This window comes from Streptomyces coffeae, assembly GCF_016741875.1.
Classification (GTDB): Bacteria; Actinomycetota; Actinomycetes; order Streptomycetales; family Streptomycetaceae; genus Streptomyces; species Streptomyces coffeae.
Window position 1 is genome coordinate 39894 of sequence record NZ_JAERRF010000025.1, and the last position, 26358, is coordinate 66251.

At 71.9% G+C, this 26358-nt stretch carries 22 protein-coding genes and 1 pseudogene; 12 read left to right on the forward strand and 11 right to left on the reverse strand.

The features are described from left to right. Positions 1-150: 150 nt before the first annotated feature. Positions 151-591, forward strand: a complete 441-nt coding sequence (locus tag JK363_RS31550) for an Lrp/AsnC family transcriptional regulator (RefSeq protein WP_201880467.1) — start codon at positions 151-153, stop codon at positions 589-591. Positions 592-625: 34 nt separating this feature from the next. On the opposite strand, the gene JK363_RS31555 is transcribed toward JK363_RS31550, so the two are convergent. The 3 genes from JK363_RS31555 to JK363_RS31565 form a co-directional block, all read right to left on the reverse strand. After that, positions 626-1267 carry a LysE family translocator gene (locus JK363_RS31555; protein ID WP_201880468.1) on the reverse strand — a complete coding sequence of 214 codons (642 nt, stop codon included), beginning with the start codon at positions 1265-1267 and terminating at the stop codon, positions 626-628. 101 nt (positions 1268-1368) lie between these two features. After that, the gene (locus JK363_RS31560) at positions 1369-2040 is read right to left on the reverse strand and encodes an enoyl-CoA hydratase-related protein (RefSeq protein WP_201880469.1); all 672 of its coding nucleotides are present in this window, start codon (positions 2038-2040) and stop codon (positions 1369-1371) included. A gap of 269 nt (positions 2041-2309) precedes the next feature. Continuing rightward, a complete protein-coding gene (locus JK363_RS31565) occupies positions 2310-2975 on the reverse strand; it encodes a TetR/AcrR family transcriptional regulator (protein ID WP_201880470.1) in 666 nt (221 codons plus the stop codon). A 94-nt stretch (positions 2976-3069) separates the two neighbouring features. Between JK363_RS31565 and JK363_RS31570 the strand changes: the two genes are divergently transcribed. Continuing rightward, positions 3070-4239 (forward strand): ABC transporter permease, encoded by a 1170-nt coding sequence (locus tag JK363_RS31570; protein WP_307821940.1) that lies wholly within the window; start codon positions 3070-3072, stop codon positions 4237-4239. A 62-nt stretch (positions 4240-4301) separates the two neighbouring features. On the opposite strand, the gene JK363_RS31575 is transcribed toward JK363_RS31570, so the two are convergent. After that, positions 4302-4754: a nuclear transport factor 2 family protein gene (locus tag JK363_RS31575; RefSeq protein ID WP_201880471.1), complete on the reverse strand. Its 453-nt coding sequence runs from the start codon at positions 4752-4754 to the stop codon at positions 4302-4304. Between the two features lie 141 nt (positions 4755-4895). On the opposite strand from JK363_RS31575, the gene JK363_RS31580 reads away from it, so the two are divergent. Further along, entirely contained in the window at positions 4896-5465 is a 570-nt protein-coding gene (locus tag JK363_RS31580; RefSeq protein WP_201880472.1) for a PadR family transcriptional regulator, read from the forward strand. Next, on the forward strand, positions 5452-6255 hold the full coding sequence (locus JK363_RS31585) for an SGNH/GDSL hydrolase family protein (protein ID WP_201880473.1): 804 nt from the start codon (positions 5452-5454) through the stop codon (positions 6253-6255). The genes JK363_RS31580 and JK363_RS31585 overlap by 14 nt, the downstream gene beginning before the upstream one ends. Positions 6256-6294: 39 nt before the next feature. On the opposite strand, the gene JK363_RS31590 is transcribed toward JK363_RS31585, so the two are convergent. Then, the gene (locus tag JK363_RS31590; RefSeq protein WP_201880476.1) at positions 6295-7221 is read right to left on the reverse strand and encodes an aminoglycoside phosphotransferase family protein; all 927 of its coding nucleotides are present in this window, start codon (positions 7219-7221) and stop codon (positions 6295-6297) included. Positions 7222-7437: 216 nt separating this feature from the next. Between JK363_RS31590 and JK363_RS43015 the strand changes: the two are divergent. Beyond that, positions 7438-7995: pseudogene (locus tag JK363_RS43015) on the forward strand (cysteine hydrolase family protein); the annotation flags it as partial. 30 nt (positions 7996-8025) lie between these two features. Beyond that, positions 8026-8538 carry a GNAT family N-acetyltransferase gene (locus JK363_RS31595; RefSeq protein WP_372444896.1) on the forward strand — a complete coding sequence of 171 codons (513 nt, stop codon included), beginning with the start codon at positions 8026-8028 and terminating at the stop codon, positions 8536-8538. A 45-nt stretch (positions 8539-8583) separates the two neighbouring features. Here JK363_RS31595 and JK363_RS31600 read toward each other — a convergent pair whose 3' ends face one another. The 4 genes from JK363_RS31600 to JK363_RS31615 form a co-directional block, all read right to left on the reverse strand. Continuing rightward, complete coding sequence (locus JK363_RS31600; protein WP_201880621.1) at positions 8584-11256, reverse strand: SpoIIE family protein phosphatase; 2673 nt, start codon at positions 11254-11256, stop codon at positions 8584-8586. Positions 11257-11524: 268 nt separating this feature from the next. Continuing rightward, a complete protein-coding gene (gene amaB / locus JK363_RS31605) occupies positions 11525-13054 on the reverse strand; it encodes an L-piperidine-6-carboxylate dehydrogenase (RefSeq protein ID WP_201880478.1) in 1530 nt (509 codons plus the stop codon). A 92-nt stretch (positions 13055-13146) separates the two neighbouring features. Next, positions 13147-14532 (reverse strand): 2-oxoadipate dioxygenase/decarboxylase, encoded by a 1386-nt coding sequence (gene hglS / locus JK363_RS31610; RefSeq protein ID WP_201880482.1) that lies wholly within the window; start codon positions 14530-14532, stop codon positions 13147-13149. Positions 14533-14590: 58 nt separating this feature from the next. Further along, entirely contained in the window at positions 14591-15760 is a 1170-nt protein-coding gene (locus JK363_RS31615) for an NAD(P)/FAD-dependent oxidoreductase (protein ID WP_236076257.1), read from the reverse strand. A 176-nt stretch (positions 15761-15936) separates the two neighbouring features. On the opposite strand from JK363_RS31615, the gene JK363_RS31620 reads away from it, so the two are divergent. Together JK363_RS31620 and JK363_RS31625 are read left to right on the forward strand one after the other, a co-directional pair. Continuing rightward, the gene (locus JK363_RS31620; protein WP_201880486.1) at positions 15937-16851 is read left to right on the forward strand and encodes a LysR family transcriptional regulator; all 915 of its coding nucleotides are present in this window, start codon (positions 15937-15939) and stop codon (positions 16849-16851) included. A 310-nt stretch (positions 16852-17161) separates the two neighbouring features. Continuing rightward, entirely contained in the window at positions 17162-18577 is a 1416-nt protein-coding gene (locus JK363_RS31625; RefSeq protein ID WP_201880624.1) for an amino acid permease, read from the forward strand. A 91-nt stretch (positions 18578-18668) separates the two neighbouring features. Here JK363_RS31625 and JK363_RS31630 read toward each other — a convergent pair whose 3' ends face one another. Further along, complete coding sequence (locus JK363_RS31630) at positions 18669-19583, reverse strand: LysR family transcriptional regulator (protein WP_201880489.1); 915 nt, start codon at positions 19581-19583, stop codon at positions 18669-18671. Between the two features lie 220 nt (positions 19584-19803). On the opposite strand from JK363_RS31630, the gene JK363_RS31635 reads away from it, so the two are divergent. The 3 genes from JK363_RS31635 (at position 19804) to JK363_RS31645 (ending at position 25215) form a co-directional block, all read left to right on the forward strand. Continuing rightward, positions 19804-22761, forward strand: a complete 2958-nt coding sequence (locus tag JK363_RS31635; RefSeq protein ID WP_201880492.1) for an FAD-binding and (Fe-S)-binding domain-containing protein — start codon at positions 19804-19806, stop codon at positions 22759-22761. Next, a complete protein-coding gene (locus tag JK363_RS31640) occupies positions 22754-23902 on the forward strand; it encodes a Glu/Leu/Phe/Val family dehydrogenase (RefSeq protein ID WP_201880495.1) in 1149 nt (382 codons plus the stop codon). The genes JK363_RS31635 and JK363_RS31640 overlap by 8 nt, the downstream gene beginning before the upstream one ends. A 125-nt stretch (positions 23903-24027) precedes the next feature. Next, a complete protein-coding gene (locus JK363_RS31645; RefSeq protein WP_307821941.1) occupies positions 24028-25215 on the forward strand; it encodes a PP2C family protein-serine/threonine phosphatase in 1188 nt (395 codons plus the stop codon). A gap of 42 nt (positions 25216-25257) precedes the next feature. On the opposite strand, the gene JK363_RS31650 is transcribed toward JK363_RS31645, so the two are convergent. Then, entirely contained in the window at positions 25258-25632 is a 375-nt protein-coding gene (locus tag JK363_RS31650) for a hypothetical protein (RefSeq protein WP_201880498.1), read from the reverse strand. 191 nt (positions 25633-25823) lie between these two features. Here JK363_RS31650 and JK363_RS31655 point away from each other — a divergent pair, with 191 nt between their 5' ends. Continuing rightward, complete coding sequence (locus tag JK363_RS31655) at positions 25824-26351, forward strand: GNAT family N-acetyltransferase (RefSeq protein ID WP_201880501.1); 528 nt, start codon at positions 25824-25826, stop codon at positions 26349-26351. Positions 26352-26358 lie beyond the last annotated feature (7 nt).

Genomic DNA, 26358 nt, shown 5'->3' on the forward strand with positions numbered 1-26358 from the left:
TCGTGGGGTTCGAGCGTTCAGGACAGCAACACTTGCCCCGGGGGCACAAGTAAGTTGCGAGAGATTCGCTCAGAGACGCAAAGCATTCCTCGAATAGTCGATTCCGAGTAAAATTAATTGCGTCCGACCGGGGCCATGGAGGGTGTGCCGATGACCGAGATAGACCAGGTGGACCGCCAACTGCTGCGCATGCTCCGCGAGGACGGCCGCCGCACCTTCTCCGAAATGGCGCCCGAGGTGGGGCTGTCGGTGGCCGCGGTCAAGCGCCGGGTGGACCGGCTGCGGGAGAGCGGGGTGATCACCGGGTTCACGGTGCAGATCGACCACACCAAGCTGGGCTGGGGCATCGAGGCGTTCGTGGAGCTGTCGTACACCGGCACCACCCCGGTCGGCGAGATCGTCCGCACTGCGTACGAGGTCCCCGAGGTGCAGGCGGTGTTCACCATCGCCGGTGACCCGGACGCGCTGGTGCATGTGCGGGTTCGGGACATCGAGCACCTTCAGCAGATCATCGACGGACTGCGCCGGGCCGGACAGGTGACCGGCACCAAGACGCTGATGGTGCTGGGTTCCTGGACGCGCACCGCCTGAGCGGGCGGGCCGTGGCGTGCCGGGCGGTGGGGGCTCAGTCCGGGCGGCCGGTGGCCGCCACCGTCACTCCCAGACCGACCATCGCGAATCCGCCCGCTCCCCCGATCATCGACAAGCGGCGCTCGGAGCGGCCGAACCAGGTGCGGGCCGCCGAGGCCGTCAGCCCCCAGAGGGTGTCGGTGACCAGGCCGATGCAGATCGGCACCAGGCCGAGGACCAGCATCTGGGTGGGCAGCGCACCGGCCGAGTGGTCCACGAACTGCGGGAGGGTGGCGGCGAAGAAGACCAGGCCCTTGGGGTTGGTGATACCCACCATGAAGCCGTCGGCGACCGTGCGCAGATCGCCGCGGGCGGGCTGCGCGGGCGTGTCCACCGTGACCAGCTTCATGTCCTTGCGGCGCCGGAACGCCTGTACCCCGAGGTGGATCAGATAGGCCGCGCCGGCCAGCTTCACAGCCATGAAGACGGCCGCGGAGCGTTCGACCAGCGAACCGAGGCCGAACGCGACGGCGACGACGAGGAGGTAGGAGCCGAGCGTGTTTCCCAGCACGGTCGCCATGACGGTGCGGCGGCCATGGGCCAGCGCCCTGCCGATCATGAAGAGCACACTGGGGCCCGGGATCACGATCACCAGCAGGGACATCGCGGCGAACTCGAGCAACCGGTCGGTGAACATCTCGGCCCCTCACCTCCACGCCGTGGAACGCACCACGTCTCCTGGGTGACGGATCATACCGTTGGCGGCTGTGGGCGAACGGTCCCCGCCCAGCCGCCGGATCAGCCCAGAGGGATGTCCTTCTGCCGCAGCGCCTCGATGGCCGGGCCGTACATCCGTGCCTTGATCCGGCCCAGGGTGGGCCCGGCCTTGGCGGCGAGGGGGCGTGCGATCCCGATGGCGGCCTCCCGGACACCCTGTTCATCCGCCGTACGGTCGACGATGGCGACGGCGAGCGCGTCGTGGCCACCGTAGCGGCGGCCGGTGGTCATGGCCTCGTGGGCCACCTGGGGAGTCAGCCGGGACTGGACAAGGGCCGCCATGCCGTCGGTGAAGGGCAGGGTGATGTCGACCTCCGGCAGACACCACCAGCCGCGGTCGGCGCGCATCACGCGGAAGTCATGGGCCAGCGAGAGCATGGCTCCGGCCGCGAAGGTATGCCCTTGCAGGGCGGCCACGGTGGGCACCGGCAGGGTCAGCGTCCGGGCCAGGAGTTCCTGGGCACGGAGCAGGTAGTCGCCCGCCTGGTCGGCGTGGGCGAACAGCCAGTCGAGATCCAGGCCGTTGGAGAAGAACTTGCCGGTGGCCGCGGTCACCAGGGCCCGCGGCCCTTCCGCCTTCTCCACTTCGTCCAGCAGCGCGCCGACCGAGTCGAGCCAGTCGGGGTGAAAGCGGTTCTCGGTGTCCCCGAGGTCGAGGACGAACACCTCGTCCTGGCGCTCCAGCGTAGGCATGACGGCTCCTTCGGGCAGAGATCACATGGGCCGCGGGGCGTCATGGCTGGTCTCCACGCGACCGCCACGATGGGACACCCCGCCCGGAACTCACTGTCGAGCAGACGGTCACGCCACAGGACGAAGAAGGCGTCGATCGCCTCCAGGGGCACCGGCCCTACTGGTCGGTAACTATACGGGACGGCATGGTCCGTGGAAGGGGTTCGGCGGACTTCCCTCCCCCGGCCCGACGTCGCCGCGCAGGACCGACCGCTGAAGGGCGACCGGACCTACGCGCGGGGGCTGAGCAGCGCGGTGAGCATGTCCCGCAGCCAGGGCCGCAGGGTCGCGAGATCCGGATCGAGCAGCAGCCTGGTCGCCGCCGCGTCATGGATGGTGATGACCGCGCTGGTGAGGGCCTCGGGGTCACGCAGGGCGGGCGGCATGGCGGCCAGGTCCACCGCACCCACGACGACCGGTTGCAGCGTCTCGCGGATGGCTTCGCGGTGCCGGGTCAGGGCGGCCGCGGTCTCGGGGTTGCGGGCGGCGTGCAGCAGGAAGTCGGTGCGCACCAGGACCCAGGTCCGGTCGATGAGCAGGGCGTTGCTGACCCGGTCCAGCAGGGACGGCAGCCCCTCGTCGGGGGTGGCTCCGGCCAGCGCGGCGTGCACCTGGGTCATGGTGTGCGCGGCCTGCTGCTCATAGAGCGCGAAGAACAGCTCGTCGAGGCTGTCGAAGTTGGAGTAGAAGGCGCCGCGGGTGTATCCGGCCGTCTCACAGATCTCCTCGATCCCCGCCCGGCCGAAGCCACGCTCGGCGAAGACCGAGAGCGCGGCGGCGAGCAGGCGCTCCCGGGTTTCGGCGCGCCGCCGTGTGACGCGCGCGGGAGTGCCGTCCGCCCGGAGGCCGGTGCGCAGCGCCCGCCGGTCGAGTGCGCTGTTACTGACGTCAGCCATGCGCCCATCCTAGCGTTCGATACATGAATGCATCCGATACACTCATGTATCGAAACGGGGAGACCTTTCGAACGCAGTGAGGAAGTGCAGTCGAGTGAGTCAGGCGGACGCCGACCGCGAGGATCGCGAGCGCGGAGATCAGGAAGACCACGGGGCAGAGCGCGGAGACCAGGAAGATCACCAGGAGACCTCGCACCGGCCGGCCGAGGAGCCACGCCCCGGCGCCAAGGGCTCGGGCGGCTTCTGGGCCGAGCTGCGCGCCGCGGTCACCCCGCGGATGACGGCACTGATCGCGGGCGCGCTGCTGTTGCAGCTGGGCTTTGTGCTGTCCTACGTGGGCGCGTTCCACCACCCCCAGCCGCACCGGGTCCCGATCGCGGTCGTGGCGCCGGAGCGGACGGCCCAGCAGGTGGTGCAGAAGATCAACGCGATACCGGGTCACCCCCTGAAGGCGACCGCCGCCGATGAACGGGCGGCTCGTGCGCAGTTGCGCGAGGGGGACACCAGTGGCGCGCTGATCGTGAACCCCCAGTCGCGGAACGACCGGCTGCTGGTGGCCGGGGCCGGGGGCGCGTCCACCGCGACCGCGGTGGAATCGGTGATCACTCAGGCCGAGCAGAGCCAGAAGCGCACGGTCTCGGTGGTCGACGCGGTCCCGGCCCAGCCGGGGGACGCCCGCGGGCTGAGCAGTTTCTACCTGGTGGTGGGGTGGACCGTCGGTGGCTATCTCTTCGCCGCGCTGCTGGGTGTGTCCAAGGGCGCACGTCCCGCCTCCGTCCGGCGTGCCGCGGCGCGGCTGCTGGCGGCGGTGCCGTACGCGGTCGTCTCCGGTCTGGGCGGTGCGGCGATCGTGGGCCCGGTACTCGGCGCCCTCAATGACCACTTCCTCGCCCTGTCGGCGCTGGGCGCGCTGGTGGTCTTCGGCGCGGCGGCCGTCACGATCGCCTTCCAGGTCCTCTTCGGTGTGCTGGGGATCGGGGTGACGGTGCTGCTGTTCGTGGTGCTGGGCAACCCCAGCGCGGGCGGGGCGTACGGATCCGATCTGCTGCCCCCGTTCTGGCGCGCGATCGGCTCCGCGCTGCCCAACGGCGCGGCCACCCATGCCGTACGCCACCTCGTGTACTTCTCCGGTCACGGGATCACCGGGAATATGGCGGTGCTCGTCGCCTACGCGCTCGGCGGGGTGCTGACCACCGTCGCGGCCGCCACGCTGATGCACCGGCGGCTGTCGCCCGAGCTGGACCCGGCGGGCGCCCGCGCCTGACCGGTTGCCCCGGCCGCCCGGGTCCGCACCGCTCCCCCGGTGCGGACCCGGGCCCCACGTGCTCAGGCCGGTGTGCCGGCCGGTTGCCCCGTGTCCGGCGCGGTGACGAGGCCGTCGGCCACCAGCCCGGCGTGCACCGCCTCGCCCAGCGCACGCACCGCCGACTGCGGGCGGACCATCACGGTGAACTCCCGGATCCTGTCCGCCTCGTCGAACTGGAGGAGGTCGATGCCATGGATCTCCTTGCCGTTCACCGTGGCGCGGAAGGGCAGCACGACCGACGGGGCCATGGCGCCGTCGGAGCTGGTCTCCGCCGCGCCGTCGAAGTGGCCGAGGTAGCGGAAGCCCTCGAAGGTGCGCAGCAGGACGCCGAAAAGGCCCATCACCATGGGCTTGCCCTCGAACGGGGTGAACTTCACCGGGCTGTAGAAGCGGATGTCGTCGGTGAACAGGTCCTCGAGGGCGGCCCGGTCACCGTTCTCGACGGCGGCCCGGAAACGGTCTGCGGTCGTCATGGCGTACCTCCTCCTGCTCATGAGGCCGCTCGAGCGGCACGCTCAGGCAGCTACTCATGAAGGTGATCAGTCAGTTTCTTGAGTATCATGAGGTGCGGTCCGGCGACCAGAGCGGGAGCGGCGAGGGAGGAGCACAGCCCGATGGCCTTGCGTCATGCCGTACTGGCGGCACTGCTGCACGAGGAGCTGAGCGGCTATCAGCTGGCCAAGAAGTTCGACACCGGGGTGGCGAACTTCTGGCACGCCCTGCCGCAGCAGCTGTACGCCGAGCTGACCAGGCTGGAGACGGAAGGGCTTGTCACCGGGCGGGAGGTGGTGCAGGACACCCGTCCCAACAAGCGGCTGTTCACGGTCACCGGGGCCGGTCTCGCCGAGCTGGAGCGGTTCACCGCGGCCACCGCCAAACCCTCGTTCATCCGGGACGATCTGCTGGTCAAGGTCCAGGCCGTGGACCAGGTGAACGCCGAGGCGGTGCTCGCGCAGCTGCGCGAGCGGGCCGCCTTCGCCGAGGCCAAGGCCGAGCTGTTCGGTTCACTGCTGCGGACCATGCGCGGTGACCGCGACGAGGAGGAGTTCCTGCGCCACGGCGACCGGATCGGACCGTATCTGACCTGTCTGCGGGGGCTGGCCTTCGAGGAGGGCAACCGGGACTGGTGTCTGCGCGGTGCGGCGGTGCTCGAGGAGAGGCGGGCGGCCCGTGCCCGGGGATGAGTATCTGCGGTATGTCGCCCTCGGCGACAGCCAGACCGAAGGGCTCGGCGACGGTGACCACACCGGCGGGCCGCGGGGGTGGGCCGACCGGCTCGCGGAGCGGATCGCGGTCCACCACCCCGGTCTGCACTACGCCAACCTGGCGGTACGGGGCCGTCTCGCCGCCGATGTGCACACCCAGCAGCTCCGCCCCGCGCTCGCCCTGCGCCCCGATCTGGCCACCGTCGTCGCCGGGATGAACGATCTGCTGCGGCCCCGGTTCGACGCGGACGAGACGGCGGGCCATCTGGAGGCGATGTTCGCCGAACTCACCGCCGCGGGGGCCCGCGTGGCCACCCTCACCTTTCCCGACGTCGCACGGATCACCCCGCTCGCGCGCCCGCTGAGCCCCCGTGTCGAAGCCCTCAACCGGCGGCTCCGCGCGGCGGCCGAGCGCCATGGCGTGGTGGTCGCCGAGACCGCGCACCACCGGGTCGTCACCGATCAGCGGCTGTGGAGTCCGGACCGTCTGCACGCCGCGCCGCTCGGCCACGAACGGATCGCCGCCGCCGTGGCCGAGGCCCTCCGGCTCCCGGGCAGCGACAGCTCCTGGGCGCTTCCGCTGCCCCCTCCGGACACGCCCGTCCCGGTGGGGTGGCGCGCGCTGGGAACAGAACTGCGCTGGGCCGGATCGTTTCTCGGCCCCTGGCTCGGCAGACGGCTGCGGGGCCGCTCCTCGGGCGACAACCGCGTCGCCAAGCGTCCGGAGCTGCTGCCGGTGGCGGCCCCCGGGGACACGTCGTCGCCGTGAGACCGCCACCGTCAGGGGCGGCTCACCGGCGCGGTGGCGTTATGCCGAACGCTTCAACACGGCGGTGGTGATGGCCACTTGGACGGGATCGAGGGCGGTTTTGCCGTCCTCGATGTCCCACAGGGCGTTCTGCAGCACCCGGCCGAGTGTCCAGCCGACCGCCCGCCGCCGGTCCACGCCGGTTGCCTCGGTCAGCAGGTCGAAGCGGCGGAGCACCGCGCGCGGCACATCACCGGTGGCCACCACCTCGTCCCATCGGTTGTCCAGTGCGGGCAGCAGCTCGAACCCGGGGTCTCCGGCCAGTGGTTCGGGGTCGATGGCAAGCCAGGGTTCCCGCTCCCCCGCCAGCACGTTGTCGTAGTGCAGATCCCAGTGCAGCAGCCGGTCGCCGGGCTCATCGGTCAACTCGGCGACGGCGGCGGCGCAGTTGCGCACCAGCCGCTGTTCGGCGGGGTCGCGCAGGGCCGGAATCGCCGCTGGGGCCTGGTCGAGCATGGCGGTGGCGAGGCCGGAGAGTCCGCGCACCCCCTCGGGGGCCGGTACGGCGACCAGACGGGCCAGCAGTTCGGCCAGGATCCGCAGGGCCTCGTGGTCGTCGGGCACCGCGGACAGCGGGCGGCCGGCGTCCAGCCGTTCCAGCAGCTGGGTGCCGCTCTCCTCGTCGTGGTCGAGCAAACACACCATGCCCTGGCCGCGCCAGGCGCGGAGCCCGGCGGCGACACCCGCGGTCTCCTCCCGGGGCCGCTGGAGCTTGAGAGCGGCCGGTGTGCCGTCCGCCCGGCGGACGGGCAGGACCAGCGAGGCCATGCCGTGCGCGGGCGGACCGTCGGGCCGCAGCGTCCAGCGGTCGAGGAAGTCATCGCCGATACGAGGCAGTTGGGCGAGCCAGGCACGCTCCTCGGCGCCGTGCGCGCCGTAGGACAGGGCGAAAGTCTCGGGGATGTCGAAGCGCGTCGACGTGGTCATGGAAAAGGTCTCCTTCGTGGGTTCCGGAGCCCGGGTCCGGGTTGCCGGAGCCGGGATACGACGGACGAAGGAGTTCTTGGGGGTGCCCGTGGCTCGGGCAGGTGTCAGAGCATTCCCCCACCCTACGCGCAGTTGCTTGCGCGGCCCCGGGAGAGGCAGCCAGCGCGCAACGGAAAACGACCTGAGGATCCGGTCGGAGGCGCAGATAATGGCGCCATGAGTGACCCCGTATCCCCCGTACACGCCCTGCTCGTTGTCGATATGCAGACGGCCTTCGTCTCCGGTCCGCAGGCCGTACCGGACGCGGCGAGGGTGCTCGAGCGCACCAAGGACCTGCTGGACCGGGCCCGTACGGCCGGTGCGCTGGTGGTCCACCTTCAGAACGACGGGCCGGAGGGCGGGCCGGACGAGCCGGGGACACCGGGCTGGGAGCTGTACCTGCCGGTGGTGGAGGGGCCGCGGGAGGTGGTGATCCGCAAGACGGAGGACGACGGTTTCCATGGGACACCGCTGGCGGAGCTGCTGACCGGGGCGGGGGTGCGGGCGCTCGCGGTGTGCGGGGTGATGTCCGAGATGTGTGTGAGCACGACGGCCCGCACCGCGCTGGAGCTGGACTACCGGGTGGTCATGCCGCACGACGCCCATGCCACGTACGACGTTCCGGCGGCGGCGGGCATCAGTGCGGCGGTTCCGGCCGCGATGGCGTCGCGGGCGGCCGAATGGGCGCTGGGCGATGAGATCGAGATCGTGGCGCGGGCCGTGGACGTCCCCTTCGGCACCGTTCCCGGTCAGGCCGCGGACGCGGTGATCGAGGGGCGCGCCGTTCGGCTGCGTCGTGCCGTGCGAGGGGACGCGGAGCGGTTCCGGGAGATCCTCGGCCATCCGGCCGTGGCCCGCTGGTGGGGCGACGCGCACTCGGAGGCGGCGGAGGCGTGTGATCCGCCGGAGAACATCCGCGCCTATGCCATCGAGTACGAGGGCACGGTCGTCGGCCTGATCCAGTCCTGCGAGGAGCCCACCCCCGAGTACCGCAGCGCGGGTCTGGACATCGCGGTCGACGCGCACCGGCACGGGCGGGGCATCGGTGGCGACGCCCTCCATACGCTCGCCCGCCATCTGTTCGAGGTGGCCGGACATCACCGGCTGACCATCGACCCGGCGGCGGACAACGCGGGGGCGATCCGGCTCTACCGGCGGCTCGGTTTCCGTCCGGTGGGCCTCATGCGGCAGTACGAGCGGCGCCCGGACGGCACCCTGCGCGACGGGTTGCTGATGGATCTGCTCGCCGATGAGCTGGTGGCGCCGGGCCGCTCCTGACCGGCTGGACCGTCCGGAACCGGCCGGGGTCCGGCCGCACCCCGGTCAGCTCGGGACGTCGTCCCACTGGTCGAGCAGATCCTCGTCGGTGCCCGGGGAGGGGGACGCGACACCGGTCAGCGGCAGCTCGGCCCAGATGATCTTGCCGTTGGGTGTGTAGCGGGTGCCCCAGCGCTGGGCGAACTGGGCCACCAGGAACAGACCCCGCCCGCCCTCGTCGGTGGTGGCCGCGCGGCGCAGATGGGGGGAGGTACTGCTGCTGTCGGACACCTCGACGATGAGGCTGCGGCCGCGCAGCAGGCGGACCCGGATGGGGTCGGAGCCGTAGCGGATGGCGTTGGTGACCAGTTCGCTGAGGATCAGCTCGGTGGTGAACCCGACCTCCTCCAGCCCCCATCCGGCGAGCCGCCGGTCGGCCTCGGTGCGGATGCGGGCGACCGCGGCGGGTTCGGAGGGGATGTCCCAGTCGGCCACCGCGTCGGGGGCCAGCAGCCGGGTGCGGGCGACGAGCAGGGCGATGTCATCGCTGGGGTGCGGGGAGGCCATGGTCTCGAAGACCGCCCGGCAGGTCCGCTCGGGGTTGCGTTCGGGGTGTCCGGCCAGGGTGGCCTGGAGCATGTCGAGCCCGGCGTCGACATCCCGGCCACGGTCCTCGATCAGGCCGTCGGTGTAGAGCACCAGCCGGGTGGCCTCGGGCAGCCGCAGCTCGGCGGTCTCCACGGGCTCGCCGCCCAGGCCGAGCGGCGGGGCGAGGGGCACCTCGGGGAAGGTCACGGTGCCGTCGGGGTGAGCCACGGCCGGGCCGGGGTGGCCCGCCCTGGCCAGGGTGCAGAGTCCGGTGACCGGATCGTAGATGGCGTACAGACAGGTGGCTCCGGTGATGGCCGGGGCGTCGTGGTCCTCCGCGGCCTGGTCCTGGTCGAAGCGGGTCACCAGCTCGTCGAGGTGGCCGAGCAGCTCGTCCGGCGGCAGGTCGAGTGCGGAGAAGTTGTGGACGGCGGTGCGCAGCCGTCCCATGGTGGCGGCGGCGTGCAGACCGTGTCCGACCACATCGCCGACGACGAGGGCGACCCGGGCACCGGGCAGCGGGATGACGTCGAACCAGTCGCCGCCCACCCCGGCCTGGGCGGGCAGATAGCGGTGGGCCACCTCCAGGGCGTCCTGCTCGGGCAGGCCCTGGGGCAGCATGCTGCGCTGAAGGGTGACGGCCATGGCGTGCTCGCGCGTGTAGCGGCGGGCGTTGTCGATGGCCACGGCGGCGCGGGCGACCAGCTCCTCGGTGAGCGCCACGTCCTCCTCGTCGAAGGGCTCGGGCTTCTCGGAGCGCCAGAAGGTGGCGATGCCCAGGGTGACGTCCCGGGCCCGCAGCGGAACGGTGATCATCGAGTGGATGCCGAAGTTCACGATCCGCGCGGCCTGCTCCGGGTCCTGCTCCGACCAGCCCCCGAAGGAGCGCAGATCCGGCTCGAGCACCGGCCGTCCGGCGCCGAAGCCGAACGCCTGGGGCGCGGCGCTGACGTAGGTGATCAGCTTGCCGATGCGCCACAGCGGGTGGTCGGGCCGGACCCCGGTGGTGGCGGTGCGGCGCATCGCGCTGCCCGCGGGTTCATTGCCGCGCATCACGGGTTCCACCAGGTCGACGGTGGCGTAGTCGGCGAACCACGGGACCGCGAATTCGACGAGCTCCTCGGCGGTGCGGACGATGTCGAGGGTGCTGCCGATCTTCGAGCCGGAGTCGTACAGCAGCCGCAGCCGCTTCTCCGCCACCTCGGCCTTGCCCGAGAGATCACGCAGTTCGGTGGTGTCGCGCACGGTGGTGACGCTGCCGGGCTGTCCGCCGTCCCAGCCGGTGGGGCGCTGGTTGACGGCCAGCAGCCGATCCCCGGCCAGATGCACCTCGTCGGTGGCCAGCCGTCCGGACGTGAGCAGCTCCTCGGTACGCGGATCCAGGCCCAGCTCGGAGACATGGCGACCCTCGGCGTCCGGGGAGAGGTCGAGCAGCCGCCGGGCCTCGTCGTTGGCCAGCACCAGTCGCCCCTGGTCGTCGACGATGAGCACACCTTCGCGCACGGAGTGGAGCACCGCGTCGTGGTGCTCGTACATCCGCATCATCTGGGCCGGGCCCAGTCCGCGGGTCTGACGCCGCAGCCGCCCGCCCACCAGCGCGGTACCTCCGGTGGCGAGGGCCAGTGCGCCCGCGGCGGTGCCGAACACCAGCGGCAGTTGGTGCTTGACCCGGCCGGTGACGTCCTTGGCCGTCATCCCGGCGCACACCAGGCCGATGACTCGTCCGTGGGCGTTTCGGATCGGAAGGGTGGCCTGCACCTCCTTGCCCAGGGGGCCGTTCACGGTCTCGGTGACCACCTTGCCCTTGACGGCGGGCCGCCAGTTGGCGACGACCTCCTTGCCGATGTACTGCGGCAGGGGGTGGGTGTAGCGGATGCCCCTGGTGTTCGTCACCACGACGAAGTCCAGGCCCGCCCGTTTGCGGGCCAGTTCGGCCCGGGGCTGGAGCACCTTGCTGGGGCTGCTGGAGCGCATGGCCGCCGCGGTACCGGGCGAGCTGGCGAAGGTGTGGGCGACGGCGGTGGACCGGTTGATGGCTTCCGTCTCGCTGTCGTTACGCGCCTGGAAGACCAGCGCCATCGTCGCGACGACGATGAGCACGACGACGAGCACCACCTGTACGGCGAAGACCTGCCCGGCGATGCTGCGCATGCCCAGCAGGGAGCGGAGGCGCTGCCGGGAGGGGATATGCACGGAACGCCTCGATCGACCGAAAAATCCGATCACCCCCTATTCCTAACACTTCCGCCCGCAGGAGGTGAGTGGTTCGAGGAGTCGGATCACCCGGGTCCGGTCAGCGAGACGCTCCGTTCACAGGGTGCGTTCATCCCCGTGCGGTGAGTGTGCGTCCACCGGGCCCACGGACGGGACCCGGTGGCGCTGAGTGTCCGCGCACTGACGTGGCGCGTCAAGAGGTCGGTCAGAGGAAGCTGACGTTCTGGGCGAGGGCCAGGCTGCTGGAGTAGTTGATGGTGTTGGTGGCCGGGCGCATATAGGCGCGCCAGGCGTCGGAGCCGGACTCGCGGCCGCCACCGGTTTCCTTCTCCCCGCCGAAGGCGCCGCCGATCTCGGCTCCGGAGGTGCCGATGTTGACGTTGGCGATACCGCAGTCGGAGCCCTCCGCGGACAGGAAGTACTCGGCCTCCTGCTGGTCGCGGGTGAAGATGCTGGAGGACAGCCCCTGGGGCACATCGTTGTGGAGGGCGATGGCTTCCTCCAGGGTGTCGTAGGTGAGGACGTAGAGGATGGGCGCGAAGGTCTCCTCGCGGACGACGGGGGTCTGCGCGTCGACGCGGACGATCGCGGGCTCGGCGTAACCGGCCCGGGGCGCGGTGTCGGCCAGCCGGCGCTCACCGCCGACGAGGAGGGTGCCGCCTTCGGCCCGGGCACGGTCGAGGGCGCCCCGCATGGTCTCGAGGGCCTGGGTGGAGATCAGCGGGCCGACGAGGGTGCCCTCGTCGAAGGGGTCGCCGATGGGCAGCTTGCGGTAGGCGGCGGTCAGCCGGTCCACGAGGGTGTCGGCGATGTCGCGGTGGACGATGAGCCGCCGCAGCGTGGTGCAGCGCTGTCCGGCGGTGCCCGCGGCGGCGAAGACGATGCCCTGGACGGCGAGGTCGAGGTCGGCGGAGGGCGCGACGACGGCCGCGTTGTTGCCGCCCAGTTCCAGCAGGCTGCGGCCGAAGCGGGCGGCCACCCGGGGGCCGACCTCACGGCCCATACGGGTCGAGCCGGTGGCGCTGACGAGCGCGACCCGCGGATCGTCGACCAGCCGCTCGCCGATGGCGCGGTCGCCGAGCAGCAGCCGGTGCACATCGCGCGGGGCGCCGGTGTCCTCGGCGGCCTGTGCCAGCAGCCGGTCGCAGGCCAGCGAGATCAGCGGGGTGAGCTCGGAGGGCTTCCAGACCACGGTGTCACCGCAGGCCAGGGCGACGGCGGTGTTCCAGGACCAGACGGCGGCGGGGAAGTTGAACGCGGAGATGACACCGACCACGCCGAGCGGGTGCCAGGTCTCGGCGAGCCGGTGGCCGGGGCGCTCGGAGGCGATGGTGCGGCCGTAGAGCTGGCGGGACAGACCGACGGCGAAGTCACAGATGTCGATCATCTCCTGGACCTCGCCCAGGGCCTCGGAGCGGATCTTGCCCGCTTCGATGGTGATGAGGTCGGCCAGGTCGCTCTTGTGGTCGCGCAGCAGCTCACCGAGGCGGCGGACGAGTTCACCGCGGCGCGGGGCGGGAGTGCTGCGCCAGGTGAGGAAGGCGCGGCGGGCGGCCTCGAGTGCCTCCTCGGTCTCGGCCTCGGTGGCGGCGGCGAGGCCGAAGAGGTCCTCGCCGGTGATGGGGGTGCGGGCAGGGAAGTCATCGCCCTGGTCGGGGGTGACGCCGACCCGGCGGAGGCTGTCGAGGGCGCGGTCGCGCAGGGCCTCGGTGGTGGGAAGGGCGGGGGTGGTCATGGGGCTCCCTGAGGGTGTCGGTGGTGGCGTGGGTGGTGCCGGTGGTCGCGCCGCCGGAGGTGCGGGGCCGCGGAGGTGCGGGCCGGTGGCGGTCAGCGGGGTGCGGCGAACAGGTCCAGATCCCGGGCGACGTGGTCCAGGGAGTGGTTCTGCTGCCGCTCGTAGAGGGCGAAGGGGTCGAGGACCTCGCGTCCGATGGCGTCGGAGAGCCACCCGCTGTCGTAGGCGGCGCCCTCGTGGTCGGTGTTCTTGGAGCCTTCGCCACTGAGGTTGGACTGGAAGATCCCGGCCGCGGAGCGGGGCAGGAAGTCCTCGTAGACGATGGGCTCGGCGCGCACCCAGCCCTGGTCCAGCAGTTCGCCGAGGGTGGTGGGCGGGGCGCCGAGCGGCCGGTCCGCGGCCGCGTGGTAGGTGAAGTAGCCAAGGCCCCGCCGGGCCAGTTCGTGTTCGCTGCCGGGGAAGTCCTCGGCCCACAGGGTGCGGGCCAGCTCGGCGCGGTCGGCGGTGGGGTGCTGGGCCGCCTGTTCGTCGACCCGGGCCAGCAGGGTGTCGTAGCGGGCGCGGCCCTCCCGGGTGAGGGCGATACCGCGGGCTTCGACCTCGCCGAACCGCACCCGCAGGGCGCCGCTGCTGACACTGCCGTCGGGGGCGCGCAGGGCGCGGGGTTCGGCCAGGGCGCGGAAGGAGGTCTGGCGCAGCAGGACATCGGGACCGCTCCAGCGCGGAGGGCCCTGGATGGTGTCGATCATCTCGATCCCGCGCTCGGTCATCCGCCGGTAGAGCTCGTCGATGTCCAGCACCCGGGGGGTGAGGTGGTTGATGTGGGTGCTGCGGACACCGCCGATGTCGGCGGCGACGGCGGACACCTTCTCCAAGGTCGCGTACCAGCTCCGGTCGATGGGTTCACAGGACAACTCGAAGGCTTCGACGGCGAGTTGGAGGAAGCGTGTCGCGTCCTCGTCGGGCAGTCCGCGGTCGGTCCCGGCCCGGTCGGCGAGGGTGAGCAGCTCCGGCGGGAAGAGCCGGCGGGAGGCGAGGAAGGTGTCCAGCCGGGCCCGCAGATCGGCGTCGAAGAACCGGGGGTCGGCGGGGGTGAGCATGGAGGTGAAGACCCGGAAGGGGTTGCGCGCCAGTTCCTCACCGTCGATGGGGCGGAAGGCGGTGGAGACGACGGGGACGGCGCTGGCGGCGGCTTCGCGCAGATCGTAGAAGCCGACGGGATGCATACCGAGCGCGCCGAAGATCCGGGCGACCTGTTCCAGCTCCTGCGGGGTGCCGACCCGGATGGCGCCGTGGCGTTCGGCGGTGACACGGCTGATGGTGCCGAGCCGTTCGGCGTTGGCGCCTTCGGCGCGCAGGACGTCCTCGTTCACCTCGTGGGAGACGTCCACGAGGGTGGTGTAGGCGGGGACTTCGCGGCCGTACATGTCCGAGAGCCGCCTCGCGAACGCGGCTCGCAGCTGCCACTGGCTGATCATGTGCGGGGCTGCCTTTCGGTGGGGTCGGTCCGGGTCGGGGTGCCCGGTGGCGCGGGGTTCACACCACGTGGGCTTCGGGGCGGGTCTCGACGCCGCTGGTGCAGCGCTCGGCACCGAACGGGGTGACATCCACGCAGGGTTCCCGCTCCAGATGCAGATCCCGCATGATCTCGCCGACGGCGGGCGCCTGGAGGAAGCCGTGGCCGGAGAACCCGGTGGCGTACAGGAAGTTGGGATACACGGTGGAGCGGCCGATGAGCGCGTTGTGGTCCGGGGTCACCTCGTAGAGCCCGGCCCATCCCCCGGCGATCTCCATTTCGGCCAGCTCCGGGGCGAGGAGGCGGGCGCGGGCCCGGAACAGCTCCAGCCACTCGGGGGTCCAGGTGGTGTCGAAACCGTCGGGCTGATCGGGGTCGGCGAGGCCGAGGAGCAGACCGTCGTCGCTGTTGTGGAAGTACGCCGAGGACGAGAAGTCGATGGTGAACGGGATACGGGGGGCGCTGAGCGGGGCGGTGAAGGCGAGCTGGCGGCGGACCGGGCGCACCGGAAGGCTGACGCCGATCATGTCGCCGATCCCGGCGGACCAGGCGCCCGCGGCGCATACCACGGTGGCGCAGGAGATGGTGCCGCGGTCGGTGTGCACGGCGGTGACCCGGTCGCCGGTGGTGTCCATCCCGGTGACGGTGGTGTGGGTGGCGAAGGTGACGCCCGCGCGGGCGGCGGCCGTGGCGTAGCCGTGGACGACCAGGCCGGGGCGGGCATGGCCGTCGGTCGGTGAGTGGACGGCGGACAGCACACGGTCGGTGGTCAGATAGGGGCACAGCCGCCGGGCCTCGGTGGGGCTGATCATGCGGCTGGGAACGCCCAGGGCGTTCTGGACCGCGACGCTGTTCTCGAAGTCGGCCACGTGGCGCTCATCGGTGAGCAGGAAGAGATAGCCGACGGTGTCGAGCCGGATGTCGGCGCCGGGGCGGCGGGGGAAGTCCTGGTAGGCGCGCAGGCTGCGGCTGCCCAGTTCGATGTTGAGGGGGTCGGAGAACTGGGCGCGGACGCCGCCGATCGGTTTACCCGAGCTGCCGCTCGCCAGCTCGGCGCGTTCGACGACAACGATGCGCCGCACTCCCGCTTCGGCGAGGTGGAAGGCGACGGAGGCGCCCATGACACCGCCGCCGATGATCACGACGTCGGCGGTGGTCGGAACGGTGCCGCGGGTGGGTGAGATGGACAAGGGCCGATCCCTCCAAAGTCCGGTGCCGGTGCCCGCGGACGGTGTCCGTGCGGGGTGGGGCGGGGCTGTGGGTGCGGTACGCGACGGGCTGATCAGCTGTCTGCCCGTCATCGTGACCCACCCCAACCGTTGACGTCCATGAACGATGAGTGCGGCTTTTCTTTTAGGATCCGTATATGGATTGGACGAGTGCCCAGTTGCGCTCGCTGGTGGAACTGACCAGACGCGGCACCATCACCGCGGTCGCGGACGCGCTGGGATACACACCCGGCGGGGTGTCCCAGCAGATCGCCGCGCTGGAGCGGGCTACCGGGATGGAGCTGCTGCACCGGGTGGGGCGGCGGGTGGAGCTGACCGACGCGGGGGTGACGCTGGCCCGCCATGCCGAGCGGATCCTGGCCACGGAGGCGGAGGCGGTCGAGGCGCTGGAGCGCTCGCGCAACGAGGTGTCCGGCGTGCTGGAGGTGGGCCTGTTCGCCACGGCGGCGGCCGAGATCCTGCCGCTGGCGCTGCGGCGGGCGCGGCTGAGCCATCCGGAGCTGACCGTGCACAGCCGCGACATGGACGTGGACGAGGTGTACGACGCGGTCGCCACCGGCGGGGTGGATCTGGCGCTCGGCCTGGACTATCCGGATGTGCCGATCCCCCGCGATCCGGCGCTGCGGGTGATGCAGCTGTACCGGGAGCGGTTCTCGCTCGCGGTACCCACCGGGACGATGCCCGGCCGCACGGTGGTGGGTCTGGCGGACACCCGGGATCTTGGCTGGATCCTGCCGTCGGCGGAGAGCTACTACGGGCGCGCGGTGCGGACCGCGTGCCGCCGGGCGGGGATCGAGCCCGATGTGCGCCATGTGGTGACGGACACCGCGGCCACGCTGGCCCTGGTGGAGGCGGGCATCGGGGTGAGCACGGTGACGGACCTGATGCTCGGGCTGCGGGCCTCGCGCTTCGATGTGGTGCCGCTGCGGGAGCTGGTCGAGCGGCACATCGTGGTGGTGTTCCGGTCCGCGGCCGAACGCCGCCCCACGGTATCGGCGCTGGTCGAGGTGTTGCGGGCGGTGGCCGCCGACCGGAACGGCGCCGGGACGTGAGCCGGCGGGCCGTACCGCGCGCGCCGGTCCCCGGGCCCCCGCGCGGCCGGTGCATCAGGACCCCTTGGTCTCAGGGCCGCAAGGTGTCGCGCTGCCATGTCTTTTGCGGGCGGTGGGTCGTGGGCGATGGTTCCGAGCCAGTGGTGACCCACGCCACGACGCCGGGCCGTCGTGCCCGTCGTTGCCTGACAGGGAGCGAACGATGTCCCCCGCCAACACACCGAAGCCGCCGCGGTCCGCGCTGCTGGGCAGCGGACCGCAGGGAATCTTCCGGCGTACTCTCCCCTCCGAACAGCCCGCCGGGGAACGCATGGTGCGCACTCTGGGCCTCATCCAGCTGACGATGATCGGCATCGGCGCCATCATCGGGGCCGGAATCTTCAGCCTGGCCGCGGCCGTGGCCCGTGATGTGGCCGGTCCGGCCGTGCTGATCTCGTTCCTGGTGGCGGGGGCGGCGTCGCTGTGCGCGGCGTTCGCCTACGCCGAGTTCGCGGGGATGGTGCCCAAGGCGGGCTCGTCCTATACGTACTGCGCCGCGGTCCTGGGGGAGGTCGTGGGCTGGATCGTGGGCTGGGACCTGCTGCTGGAGTACACGGCCATCGTCGCGGTGGTGGCCATCGGGATGTCGGGCTATCTGGGGTTCCTCCTGGACGCGGTCGGTATCCATCTGCCGACCTGGGCCCTGGGCGCGCCCGGCACCGGATCGGGACACCGGATCGACCTCCTGGCGGTGGCGATCTGTCTGGGCGTGGCCTGGCTGCTGACCCGTGGCACCCGTACCTCGGCCCGGGTGGAGACGGTGCTGACCATCGTGAAGATCGCCATCGTGCTGGTGGTGATCGTGGTGGGGTTCACCAAGGTGGACTCCGGCAATCTGCATCCGTTCGCCCCCTTCGGCTACGGCGGGGCGTTCACCGGGGCGGCGACGGTGTTCTTCGCGGTGTTCGGCTATGACGCGCTGAGCACGGCGGCGGAGGAGTCGGTGGAGGCCCGCAGCAAGCTGCCGAAGGCGATGATGCTGTCGCTGGCCATCTCGATGGTGCTGTACGTGCTGGTGTGCGTCGTGCTCACCGGCATGCAGCACTACAGCGAGCTCAATCCGAACAGCGGTATCTCCAGCGCCTTCCAGAGCGTGGGGCTGAGCGGGCTGGCCAATGTCATCGCGGTCGGCGCGGTGATCGGCATCGTCACGGTGACGTTCTCGTTCATGATGGGCGCCTCCCGGCTGTGGTACGCGCTCAGCCGGGACGGGCTGATGCCCGCGTGGTTCGGCGCCATCCACCCCAAGCGCAAGGTGCCGCACCGTGCCACCTGGCTGATCGGCATCGTGTCCGCCGTGCTGGCGGGGCTGCTGCCCATCAACGCGGTGGCCGAACTGACCAACATCGGGGTGCTGCTGGCCTTTGTGGTCGTGTCTGCCGCGGTGCTGATCCTGCGCTACCGCAAGCCGCAGCTCACCCGCTCCTTCCGGTGTCCGGGAATGCCGGTGGTCCCGGTGCTGGGCATCGTGTTCTCGGTCTGGCTGATGTCCTTCCTCCAGTGGGAGACCTGGGTGCGGCTGGGTTCCTGGCTGGTCGTGGGGCTGGTGCTGTACGCCGGCTACGGATACCGGCGCACCCGTGAGGTGATGCCGGGCGGGTCGGTGGACCTGGACGCGCTGGAGGGGATGTCCGACACGGACGGTGCCGGCGGAGGCGATGACACGGCGCCCGCCACGGCGCGGTAGCGCGGGGGCGGGCCGGACGGGCGGCGGTGCTCTCGCCAGGAGTGCCGCCGTCGCCGTCGTGGCGGCGCCCGCGGGTTGTACGTCCGGGGCGCTACACGGCTCCGGCAGGCCGCAGATACGGCTCGCCGCGGGGCACCGCGCGCCGCAGCGCCTCCAGCACCGTGCCGAGCAGCGGGTTGCTGTTCTCGTCGCGGTGCAGGGCGAACACGGTGCGGTGGGCCGAGCGCCGGGTGAGCCGGGTGGCCTCGATGAGGTCGCTGTCCTTGTGGCCGAGGGCCGGGACCACGGCCACCCCGAGGCCGCTGGACACCAACTCCCGTACCACGTCGTAGTTGTTGCTGCGGAAGACCACATCGGCGTCGAAGCCGGCCGCGGCGCACAGCCGGGTCAGTGACAGGGCCCCCGCGGTGCCCTCCCGGCTGGTGATCCAGCGGGCGCGGGCCAGCTGGGGAAGGTCGGCGCTCAGCCCGCTGCCGCGGGCGCGCAGCAGGAGCAGGTCCTCGCCCAGCAGGGGATGCCGGGTGAGCCCGTCGGGCCAGTGCCGCGGGCTGAGCCCGTACTCGTAGATCAGGGCGATGTCCAGATCGCCCTGGGTGAGCAGGGCGATCAGCTCGTCCGGTTCGCCCTCCTCGAGCTGGATCTGCGCCCGGGGCAGTGCGGCCACCGCCGCCGACAGCGCGGTCGGCACCAGCCGGACACCGGCGGTGGGGAAGGTGCCCAGCCGCAGTCGGCCCACGGTGCCGGTGGCCAGCTCCCGCACCTGGTGGTCCAGGTCGTCCATGGCGGCCAGGACCCGTGCGCTGAGGTCGACCAGTCGGTGGGCGGCGGTGGTGGCGCGGATGCCGTGGGCCTCACGCTCGAACAGCACCAGGCCGGTCTCCCTCTCCAGCGCGGAGATCTGCTGCGAGATGGCCGACGCGGTGTAGCCGAGGTCGCGGGCGGCGATGGCGAACGATCCGCTGCGGACGACGGCCTTCAGGGTGATCAGATGCAGAGGCTTGAGCATTCCGGCTCCTGATGGCGCTCCTGATGACAGGGGGACCGAGCATAGGCGCCCTCCGCGCAGCATCAGCATTTCTGGTGCTGGAACGTCATTTCTTTCGCGCTGCTGGCCCTTGTGGCGGCCGGGATCCGGCGCGGATCGTGGTCGGGGCCGGGCCCGGTTCACGGCCGTGGCCGGGCCGGACACCACACGGCCGGTGCGCATTTCGACAGGAGCGAGCACAGTGACGACGTCAGCGCAGGAAACCGCCCGGACTCCCGAGGCGACGGCGGTGGCCGAAGCCCTGGACCGGGCGGACTGCGGTGAGGTGGCCGGGGACGCCGGACGCCGTGCGCAGTACTCCGCCGACGCCTCCAACTACCGGCGGATCCCGCTGGCGGTGGTCTTTCCACGCAACCGCGAGCAGGTGCTGCGCGCGGTGGCGGCCTGCCGGCGTCTGGGAGTACCGATCACCGTACGCGGTGCGGGCACCAGCACCTCCGGCCAGGCCGTCGGATCCGGGGTGGTGCTGGACTTCTCCCGCCACTTCAACCGGCTGCTCTCCCTCGACCCGGCGGCGCGCACGGCCACCGTGCAGCCGGGGATCGTGCTGGACGAGCTCCAGGCTGCGGCCGCCGGGCACGGGCTGCTGTTCGGCGCCGATCCCTCCACCCACAGCCGCTGCACCCTGGGCGGGATGATCGGCAACAACGCGTGCGGTTCGCATTCGGTGGCCTGGGGCCGCACCGCCGACAACGTGGTCGAACTGGAGGTGGTGACGTATCGCGGCACGGTGGTCCGGCTCGGTCCGATGACCCGCGCCGAGATCGACGAGGCGGTGGCCGCTGACGACGACCGCGGGCGGCTGATCGGTGCGTTGGACACCCTGGTCCGGCGCAACCTGGGGCCGCTCCGCACCGAACTGGGCCGGTTCCCCCGACAGGTGTCGGGCTATGCGCTGGAACATCTGCTGCCCGAGCGGCGGTTCAACCTCGCGCGGGCGCTGGTCGGCAGCGAGGGGACCCTGGCCGTGGTGCTCTCCGCCACCGTGACGCTCATCGCCCCTCCCCCGGCGCGGGCGCTGGTGGTCCTCGGTTTCCGGGACGCGTGCGCGGCGGCGGACGCGGTGCCCGCCCTGCTGGAACACCGGCCGCTGGCCCTGGAGGGGCTGGACCACGCACTGACCGACATCGTCACCCGGCCCGAGACCCGGGCGGCCGTCGACTCCCTGCCGCCCGGCTCCCGGGCCTGGTTGTTCGCCGAACTCGGCGGCGTGGAAGAGGAGTTGACCGGTCGGGCGGAGGCTCTGAGCGCCGCGGCCCGGGGCGCCGCCGGGTTCACCGGCAGCGAGGTCGTCACCGACTCCGGGCGGGCCCGGCGGCTGTGGCGGATCCGCGAGGACGGAGCCGGGCTCGCCACCCGGCTGCCGGACGGCTCCGAGGCGTGGCCCGGCTGGGAGGACGCCGCCGTACCCCCGGAGCGGCTCGGCTCCTATCTGCGGGAGTTCACCGAGCTGCTGGACCGGCACGGGCTGCGCGGAGCGGTGTACGGACACTTCGGCGAGGGCTGTCTGCATGTGCGGATCGACTTCGACTTCGGCACCGAGAAGGGCACCGCGGTCTTCCGCGCCTTCGTCACCGACGCCGCCGCGCTGACGGCGGAACACGGGGGCTCGCTCTCGGGTGAGCACGGGGACGGCCAGGCGCGTTCGGAGCTGCTTCCGCTGATGTACGGGCCCGAGATCATCGCGCTGTTCGAGGAGTTCAAGAACATCTGGGACCCCGACCACGGGCTCAACCCGGGCATCATCACCCGCCCGCTGCCGGTGGACGGCAATCTCCGGGTCGCCCCTCACCGCACCCCGCTGCCGCTGGCCACCGTCTTCCCCTTCCACTCCGACGGCGGTGACTTCGCCAAAGCCACCCGCCGCTGTGTGGGTGTCGGGAAGTGCCGCTCGGCCACCCAGCGCGGCGATGTGATGTGTCCGAGCTACCGGGTGACGCGGGACGAGAAGGACTCCACCCGGGGCCGGGCACGGCTGCTGTACGAGATGACCCAGGGCGAGGTCATCACCGGCGGCTGGCGGTCCACCGAGGTGCGGGACGCCCTCGATCTGTGTCTGTCCTGCAAGGGGTGCAGCAGCGACTGCCCCGTCGGGGTGGACATGGCGACGTACAAGTCGGAGTTCCTGCACCACCACTACCGGGGGCGGCCACGCCCGGCGTCGCACTACTCCATGGGCTGGCTGCCGCTGCTGTCGCGGGTCGCCGCCCGGATGCCGCGACTGGTCAACGCGCTCACCGCCTCCCGGCTCGCCCCGCTGCTCAAACGACTCGGCGGAATCGCCCCGCAGCGGGAGATCCCGCGCTTCGCCGAGCGCACCTTCCTGGAGTGGTTCCGCCACCGGACACCGGAGGGCGACGGACGGCGCGGCCCGGTGGTGCTGTGGGTCGACTCGTTCAACAACCACTTCTCCCCCGAGGTGCTGCGCGCGGGCGTGGCCGTCCTGGAGAGCGCCGGATACCGGGTGCGGGTGCCCGACGGCACCCAGTGCTGCGGGCTGACCTGGATCACCACCGGCCAGCTGGGGGTGGCGCGCCGGATCGCCGCGCGCACGGCAGCCGCGCTCGGTCCCGCGGCCCGTGCCGGGGTGCCGGTGGTGGGCCTGGAGCCGAGCTGTACGGCGGCGCTGCGCGGCGATCTGCCGGAACTGCTGGACGGCGACCAGAACGCCGCCGCCGTCGGCCGGGCCACCGTCACCCTCGCCGAACTCCTCGTCGGATACGCCCCCGACTGGCGGCCCCCGGCGGTCGGGTCCCGCGCCATCAGCCAGACCCACTGCCATCAGCACGCCACCTCGGGCTTCGGCGCGGACAGCGCGCTGCTGCGCCGGATGGGCGTGGACAACACCGCGCTCGACTCCGGCTGTTGCGGGCTGGCGGGCAACTTCGGCTTCGAGCGCGGCCACTACGAGGTGTCCGTGGCCGCCGGGGAGCAGGTGCTGCTGCCCGCGGTGCGCGCGGCCTCCCCCGACACGGTCGTCCTCGCCGACGGCTTCAGCTGCCGCACCCAGATCGCTCAGCACACCGACCGCCGCGGGGTCCATCTGGCCCAGCTCATCGCGACGGCCCTGCCCACCGCACCGACCCCGGACACCGTCCGGGAACACGCCTCCACACGACAGGAAGACACCCGTGACTGACGCACTCTCGCTCATCGACGACTGGGGCCCCGAAAAAGTTGTGGTCGTCTCCCACCGGCGCACCGGCATGAAGGGCGTGCTGGTCATCGACAACACCGCCCGTGGTACCGGGAAGGGCGGTACCCGGATGAGCCCCGGAGTGACCGTCGAGGAAGTGGCGCGCCTGGCCCGGGTGATGACCTGGAAGTGGGCGAGCGTGGACCTGTTCTACGGGGGCGCGAAGGCGGGCATCGTGGCCGATCCCGCCTCCCCCGACAAGGAGGCCGTGCTGCGCGCCTTCGCCCGGGCCCTGTCCAACGAGGTGCCGCGCGCGTATGTGATGGGCCTGGACATGGGGCTCACCGAGTGCGACGCGGCCATCATCCAGGACGAGCTGGGCGACCGTGGCGCCGCCGTCGGCACCCCGGAACACCTCGGCGGTGTGGCGTACGACAAGCTCGGGGTCACCGGCTACGGAGTGGCCGAGGCCGCCGACGCGGCGGTGGAGAGCCTGGGGCTGTCGCTGGCGGGGGCCCGGGTGGCGATCCAGGGGTTCGGCGCGGTGGGCAGCGCGGCCGCGCGCCGCTTCGCCGAGCTGGGCGCCGGGGTGGTGGCGGTCTCCACCGCCCACGGCTCCGTGCACGACCCCAGCGGTCTTGACGTACGGGAGCTGCTGGCGGCCCGCGACGAGCACGGCGACCACTTCGTCACCCGCCACCGCCAGGGCACCGCGCTGCCGCCCGGCGCCGAGCTCACCGCCGACTGCGACGTCCTGGTCCCGGCCGCGCTCCAGGACGTCATCAGCCGGGACACCGCCGGGCAGATCAAGGCCAAGGTGGTGGTGGAGGGCGCCAATCTGCCCACCTCCGAGGAGGCGCAGGGCATCCTCGCGGAGCGGGGCATCACCGTGATCCCCGACTTCGTGGCCAACGCCGGGGGTGTGGTGGCCGCGGCCTTCGCCATGGACGCCCGCTACTCCGGCTTCCGCCCCGACACGGGCGCCATCTTCGAGACGGTCTCGGCACGGCTGCGGGCCAACACGGTGACCGTCCTGGAGGAGGCGCGCCGCCGGTCGGCCACCCCGCACACCGCGGGCCGCGGCCTGGCCGAGGAGCGGGTGCGCGCCGCGATGCGCAGCAAGGGGCGGCTGCCCCGCGGCTGACCGGCCTCCGTGCCGCCGGCCGGGGGTGACACGGGGCGCCGCGCGGCGCCCTGGGCCACGCTGGAGAGGAGGACCGTGGTCGTGGGACGGGAGCCGGCTCCCGCCGCACACCGGACACAGGAGGCGTGGGTGCACACGAGGTGATGGCCCGGGACCGGTGGTCCCGGCGGCTCACCGAGGCCGCGAGGCGGCCCGGAACCGCCGAGGGCCTGATGGAGGAGCGCCAGGGCCGGGCGGGACTGCTCGCCCTGGTCCCCGGCCTGCTCCTGGTCTGCGGTGTGCTGGCCGATGTGCTCGGCCCGGTGCCCTACTCAGGGCTTCCGCTGCTGGCCGCCGCCCCGCTCGTGGGGTGCATGGTGCTGCCGTTCCGGGGTGCCGTGATCACCGCGGTGTGCGCATGTGTGGTGTCGGTGGGCACGGATCTGCTGGTGCACCGCCCGGTGCTGGCGCTGGTGGTGGATCTGCTGGATGTGGCGGTGATCAGCGCCATCGCACTGTGGCTGAAGTGGGTGGTGCGCCGCCAGGGGCGACGGTTCGCCGCGGTGCGGGCGGTCGCCGAAGTGGCCCAGCGTGCGGTGCTGCCGCCGCTGCCCGCCCAGGTGGGGGCGCTGTCGGTGGCCACCCGCTACGAGTGCGCGTACGCGGAGGCCCTGATCGGCGGGGACTTCTACGCGGTGCAGTCCTCGCCGTTCGGGGTCCGGGCGCTGATCGGGGACGTACGCGGCAAGGGGCTGCCCGCGGTGTCCACGATGGCCGTGGCGACCAGCACCTTCCGGGAGGCCGCCGGGCGGGTGCCGTCGCTGCGGGCGCTGGCGGACCACCTGGACCACGCACTGGCCCGGTACGCGGCGGACACCGGGGACACCCCGGACGCGCTGGAGGGGTTCGCCACCGCGGTGCTGGTGGAGATCCGCATGGAGGAGGGCGCGCTGCGGGTGTGCAACCGGGGCCATCCTCCGCCCTATCTGATCCGGGACGGTGAGGTACGGGCGCTGGAGCCCGCGGTGGCGGGGCTGCCGCTGGGGCTGGGACTGAGCGAGAGCGAGGTGCCGCCCGGCACCGACACCTTCGCCTTCCATCGGGGCGACTTTCTGCTGCTGGTGACGGACGGGGTCACCGAGGCCCGGGACGAGAAGGGCACCTACTACGAACCGAGCACCGGGCTGTCCGGCCGCGGTTTCCACGAGGCGTCGCACCTGGTGGACACGCTCGTCGCGGACGTCACCGCCTGGACCGGCGGCCAGCGGCAGGACGACATGGCGATCCTGGTGCTGACTCCGCGCCCCACCTCGCCGTCCGCGCCGTCCGCGTGATCGACACTCGTGATCACCTCTCCGCGCGGGGACGCGGAGGCGTCAGATATCGAGACGCAGCGCCACCTCGGACATCGTCGCGCGGGCCGCGTCCAGGTCGACACGGCCGCGGTCGGCCACCAGATACATGAACACACCCTGCCGGGTGCGCTGGCTGAGCGGCCGGATCACGTGGTACTCGGTGTCCAGGGTGACCACGATGTCCTCGAGGCGGTCGGGGGTGTAGCCGAGGAGTTCGAGGGTGGCGAGCTTGGCGCGCAGCACATCGGTGTCGCCGTACCCCACCTTCTCCAGGTCCGGACCCTGGGCGCTCTGCACGGCTCCCAGGGTGATCCGGCTCAGATAGTCCACGAGCGAGGCCGCCAGCGCGCCCTCGACGCGCATGACGTCATGCAGCGCGTCCTCGATGTCGGTCATAGCCCATCATCCTCCCGGTGGGTGAGAGGGTGCGATGCCGACCGGACGGTCCCCGGTGGGCCCGTGCGGCCCACGTTCACGGAATGCCCCAACGAGGGACACATCCACATTTCATCCTTGCACAAGGCGTCGTTCGCCGGAATCCGGGAAACCCAGGACAGCACCTGACGCATAGAAGTACGATGCTCTGCATGAATATTCACACCGTGTCCTTCGGCCACCCCGACGCCGTCCGGCTCAACGCCCGTGTGCAGCGCGAATACGCCGAGCGCTACGGGGACAACGGGGACATCACCCCGCTGGACCCGGCCATGTTCGCGCCGCCGCGGGGCCTGTTCCTGATCGTCTACGACGATCGGGGCACCCCGGTCGCCAGCGGTGGCTGGCGCACCCAGGACACCAACGACGAGGGCTACGCGAACGGCGACGCGGAGATCAAGCGGATGTATGTGATCCCGGAGGCACGCGGCCACGGGCTGTCCCGGCTGGTGCTCGCCGCACTGGAGGACGACGCGCGCGCCGCGGGACGCACCCGGATGGTCCTGGAGACCGGGATCAAACTGCCGGAGGCCATCGCGCTCTACACCTCCAGCGGTTACGAGCCCTGCGCACGGTTCGGGCCCTACCGCTTCGACGAACTCAGCCGCTGCTACGCCAAGCCGCTGACCGCCACCGCGCCCTCCGCCACCGCCACCGCCACCGCCGGTCCAGCGATATGACCCACCG

What these genes read in the sequence shown, in the direction of transcription:
- amaB (WP_201880478.1), bottom strand. Translation starts at nt 13,054, where the DNA reads ATGACCACCCCCGCCCTTCCCACCACCGAGGCCCTGCGCGACCGCGCC.
- JK363_RS31560 (WP_201880469.1), bottom strand. Translation starts at nt 2,040, where the DNA reads ATGCCTACGCTGGAGCGCCAGGACGAGGTGTTCGTCCTCGACCTCGGG.
- JK363_RS31550 (WP_201880467.1), top strand. Translation starts at nt 151, where the DNA reads ATGACCGAGATAGACCAGGTGGACCGCCAACTGCTGCGCATGCTCCGC.
- hglS (WP_201880482.1), bottom strand. Translation starts at nt 14,532, where the DNA reads ATGATCAGCCAGTGGCAGCTGCGAGCCGCGTTCGCGAGGCGGCTCTCG.
- JK363_RS31565 (WP_201880470.1), bottom strand. Translation starts at nt 2,975, where the DNA reads ATGGCTGACGTCAGTAACAGCGCACTCGACCGGCGGGCGCTGCGCACC.
- JK363_RS31620 (WP_201880486.1), top strand. Translation starts at nt 15,937, where the DNA reads ATGGATTGGACGAGTGCCCAGTTGCGCTCGCTGGTGGAACTGACCAGA.
- JK363_RS31590 (WP_201880476.1), bottom strand. Translation starts at nt 7,221, where the DNA reads ATGACCACGTCGACGCGCTTCGACATCCCCGAGACTTTCGCCCTGTCC.
- JK363_RS31555 (WP_201880468.1), bottom strand. Translation starts at nt 1,267, where the DNA reads ATGTTCACCGACCGGTTGCTCGAGTTCGCCGCGATGTCCCTGCTGGTG.
- JK363_RS31650 (WP_201880498.1), bottom strand. Translation starts at nt 25,632, where the DNA reads ATGACCGACATCGAGGACGCGCTGCATGACGTCATGCGCGTCGAGGGC.
- JK363_RS31580 (WP_201880472.1), top strand. Translation starts at nt 4,896, where the DNA reads ATGGCCTTGCGTCATGCCGTACTGGCGGCACTGCTGCACGAGGAGCTG.
- JK363_RS31625 (WP_201880624.1), top strand. Translation starts at nt 17,162, where the DNA reads ATGGTGCGCACTCTGGGCCTCATCCAGCTGACGATGATCGGCATCGGC.
- JK363_RS31630 (WP_201880489.1), bottom strand. Translation starts at nt 19,583, where the DNA reads ATGCTCAAGCCTCTGCATCTGATCACCCTGAAGGCCGTCGTCCGCAGC.
- JK363_RS31655 (WP_201880501.1), top strand. Translation starts at nt 25,824, where the DNA reads ATGAATATTCACACCGTGTCCTTCGGCCACCCCGACGCCGTCCGGCTC.
- JK363_RS31575 (WP_201880471.1), bottom strand. Translation starts at nt 4,754, where the DNA reads ATGACGACCGCAGACCGTTTCCGGGCCGCCGTCGAGAACGGTGACCGG.
- JK363_RS31600 (WP_201880621.1), bottom strand. Translation starts at nt 11,256, where the DNA reads ATGCGCAGCATCGCCGGGCAGGTCTTCGCCGTACAGGTGGTGCTCGTC.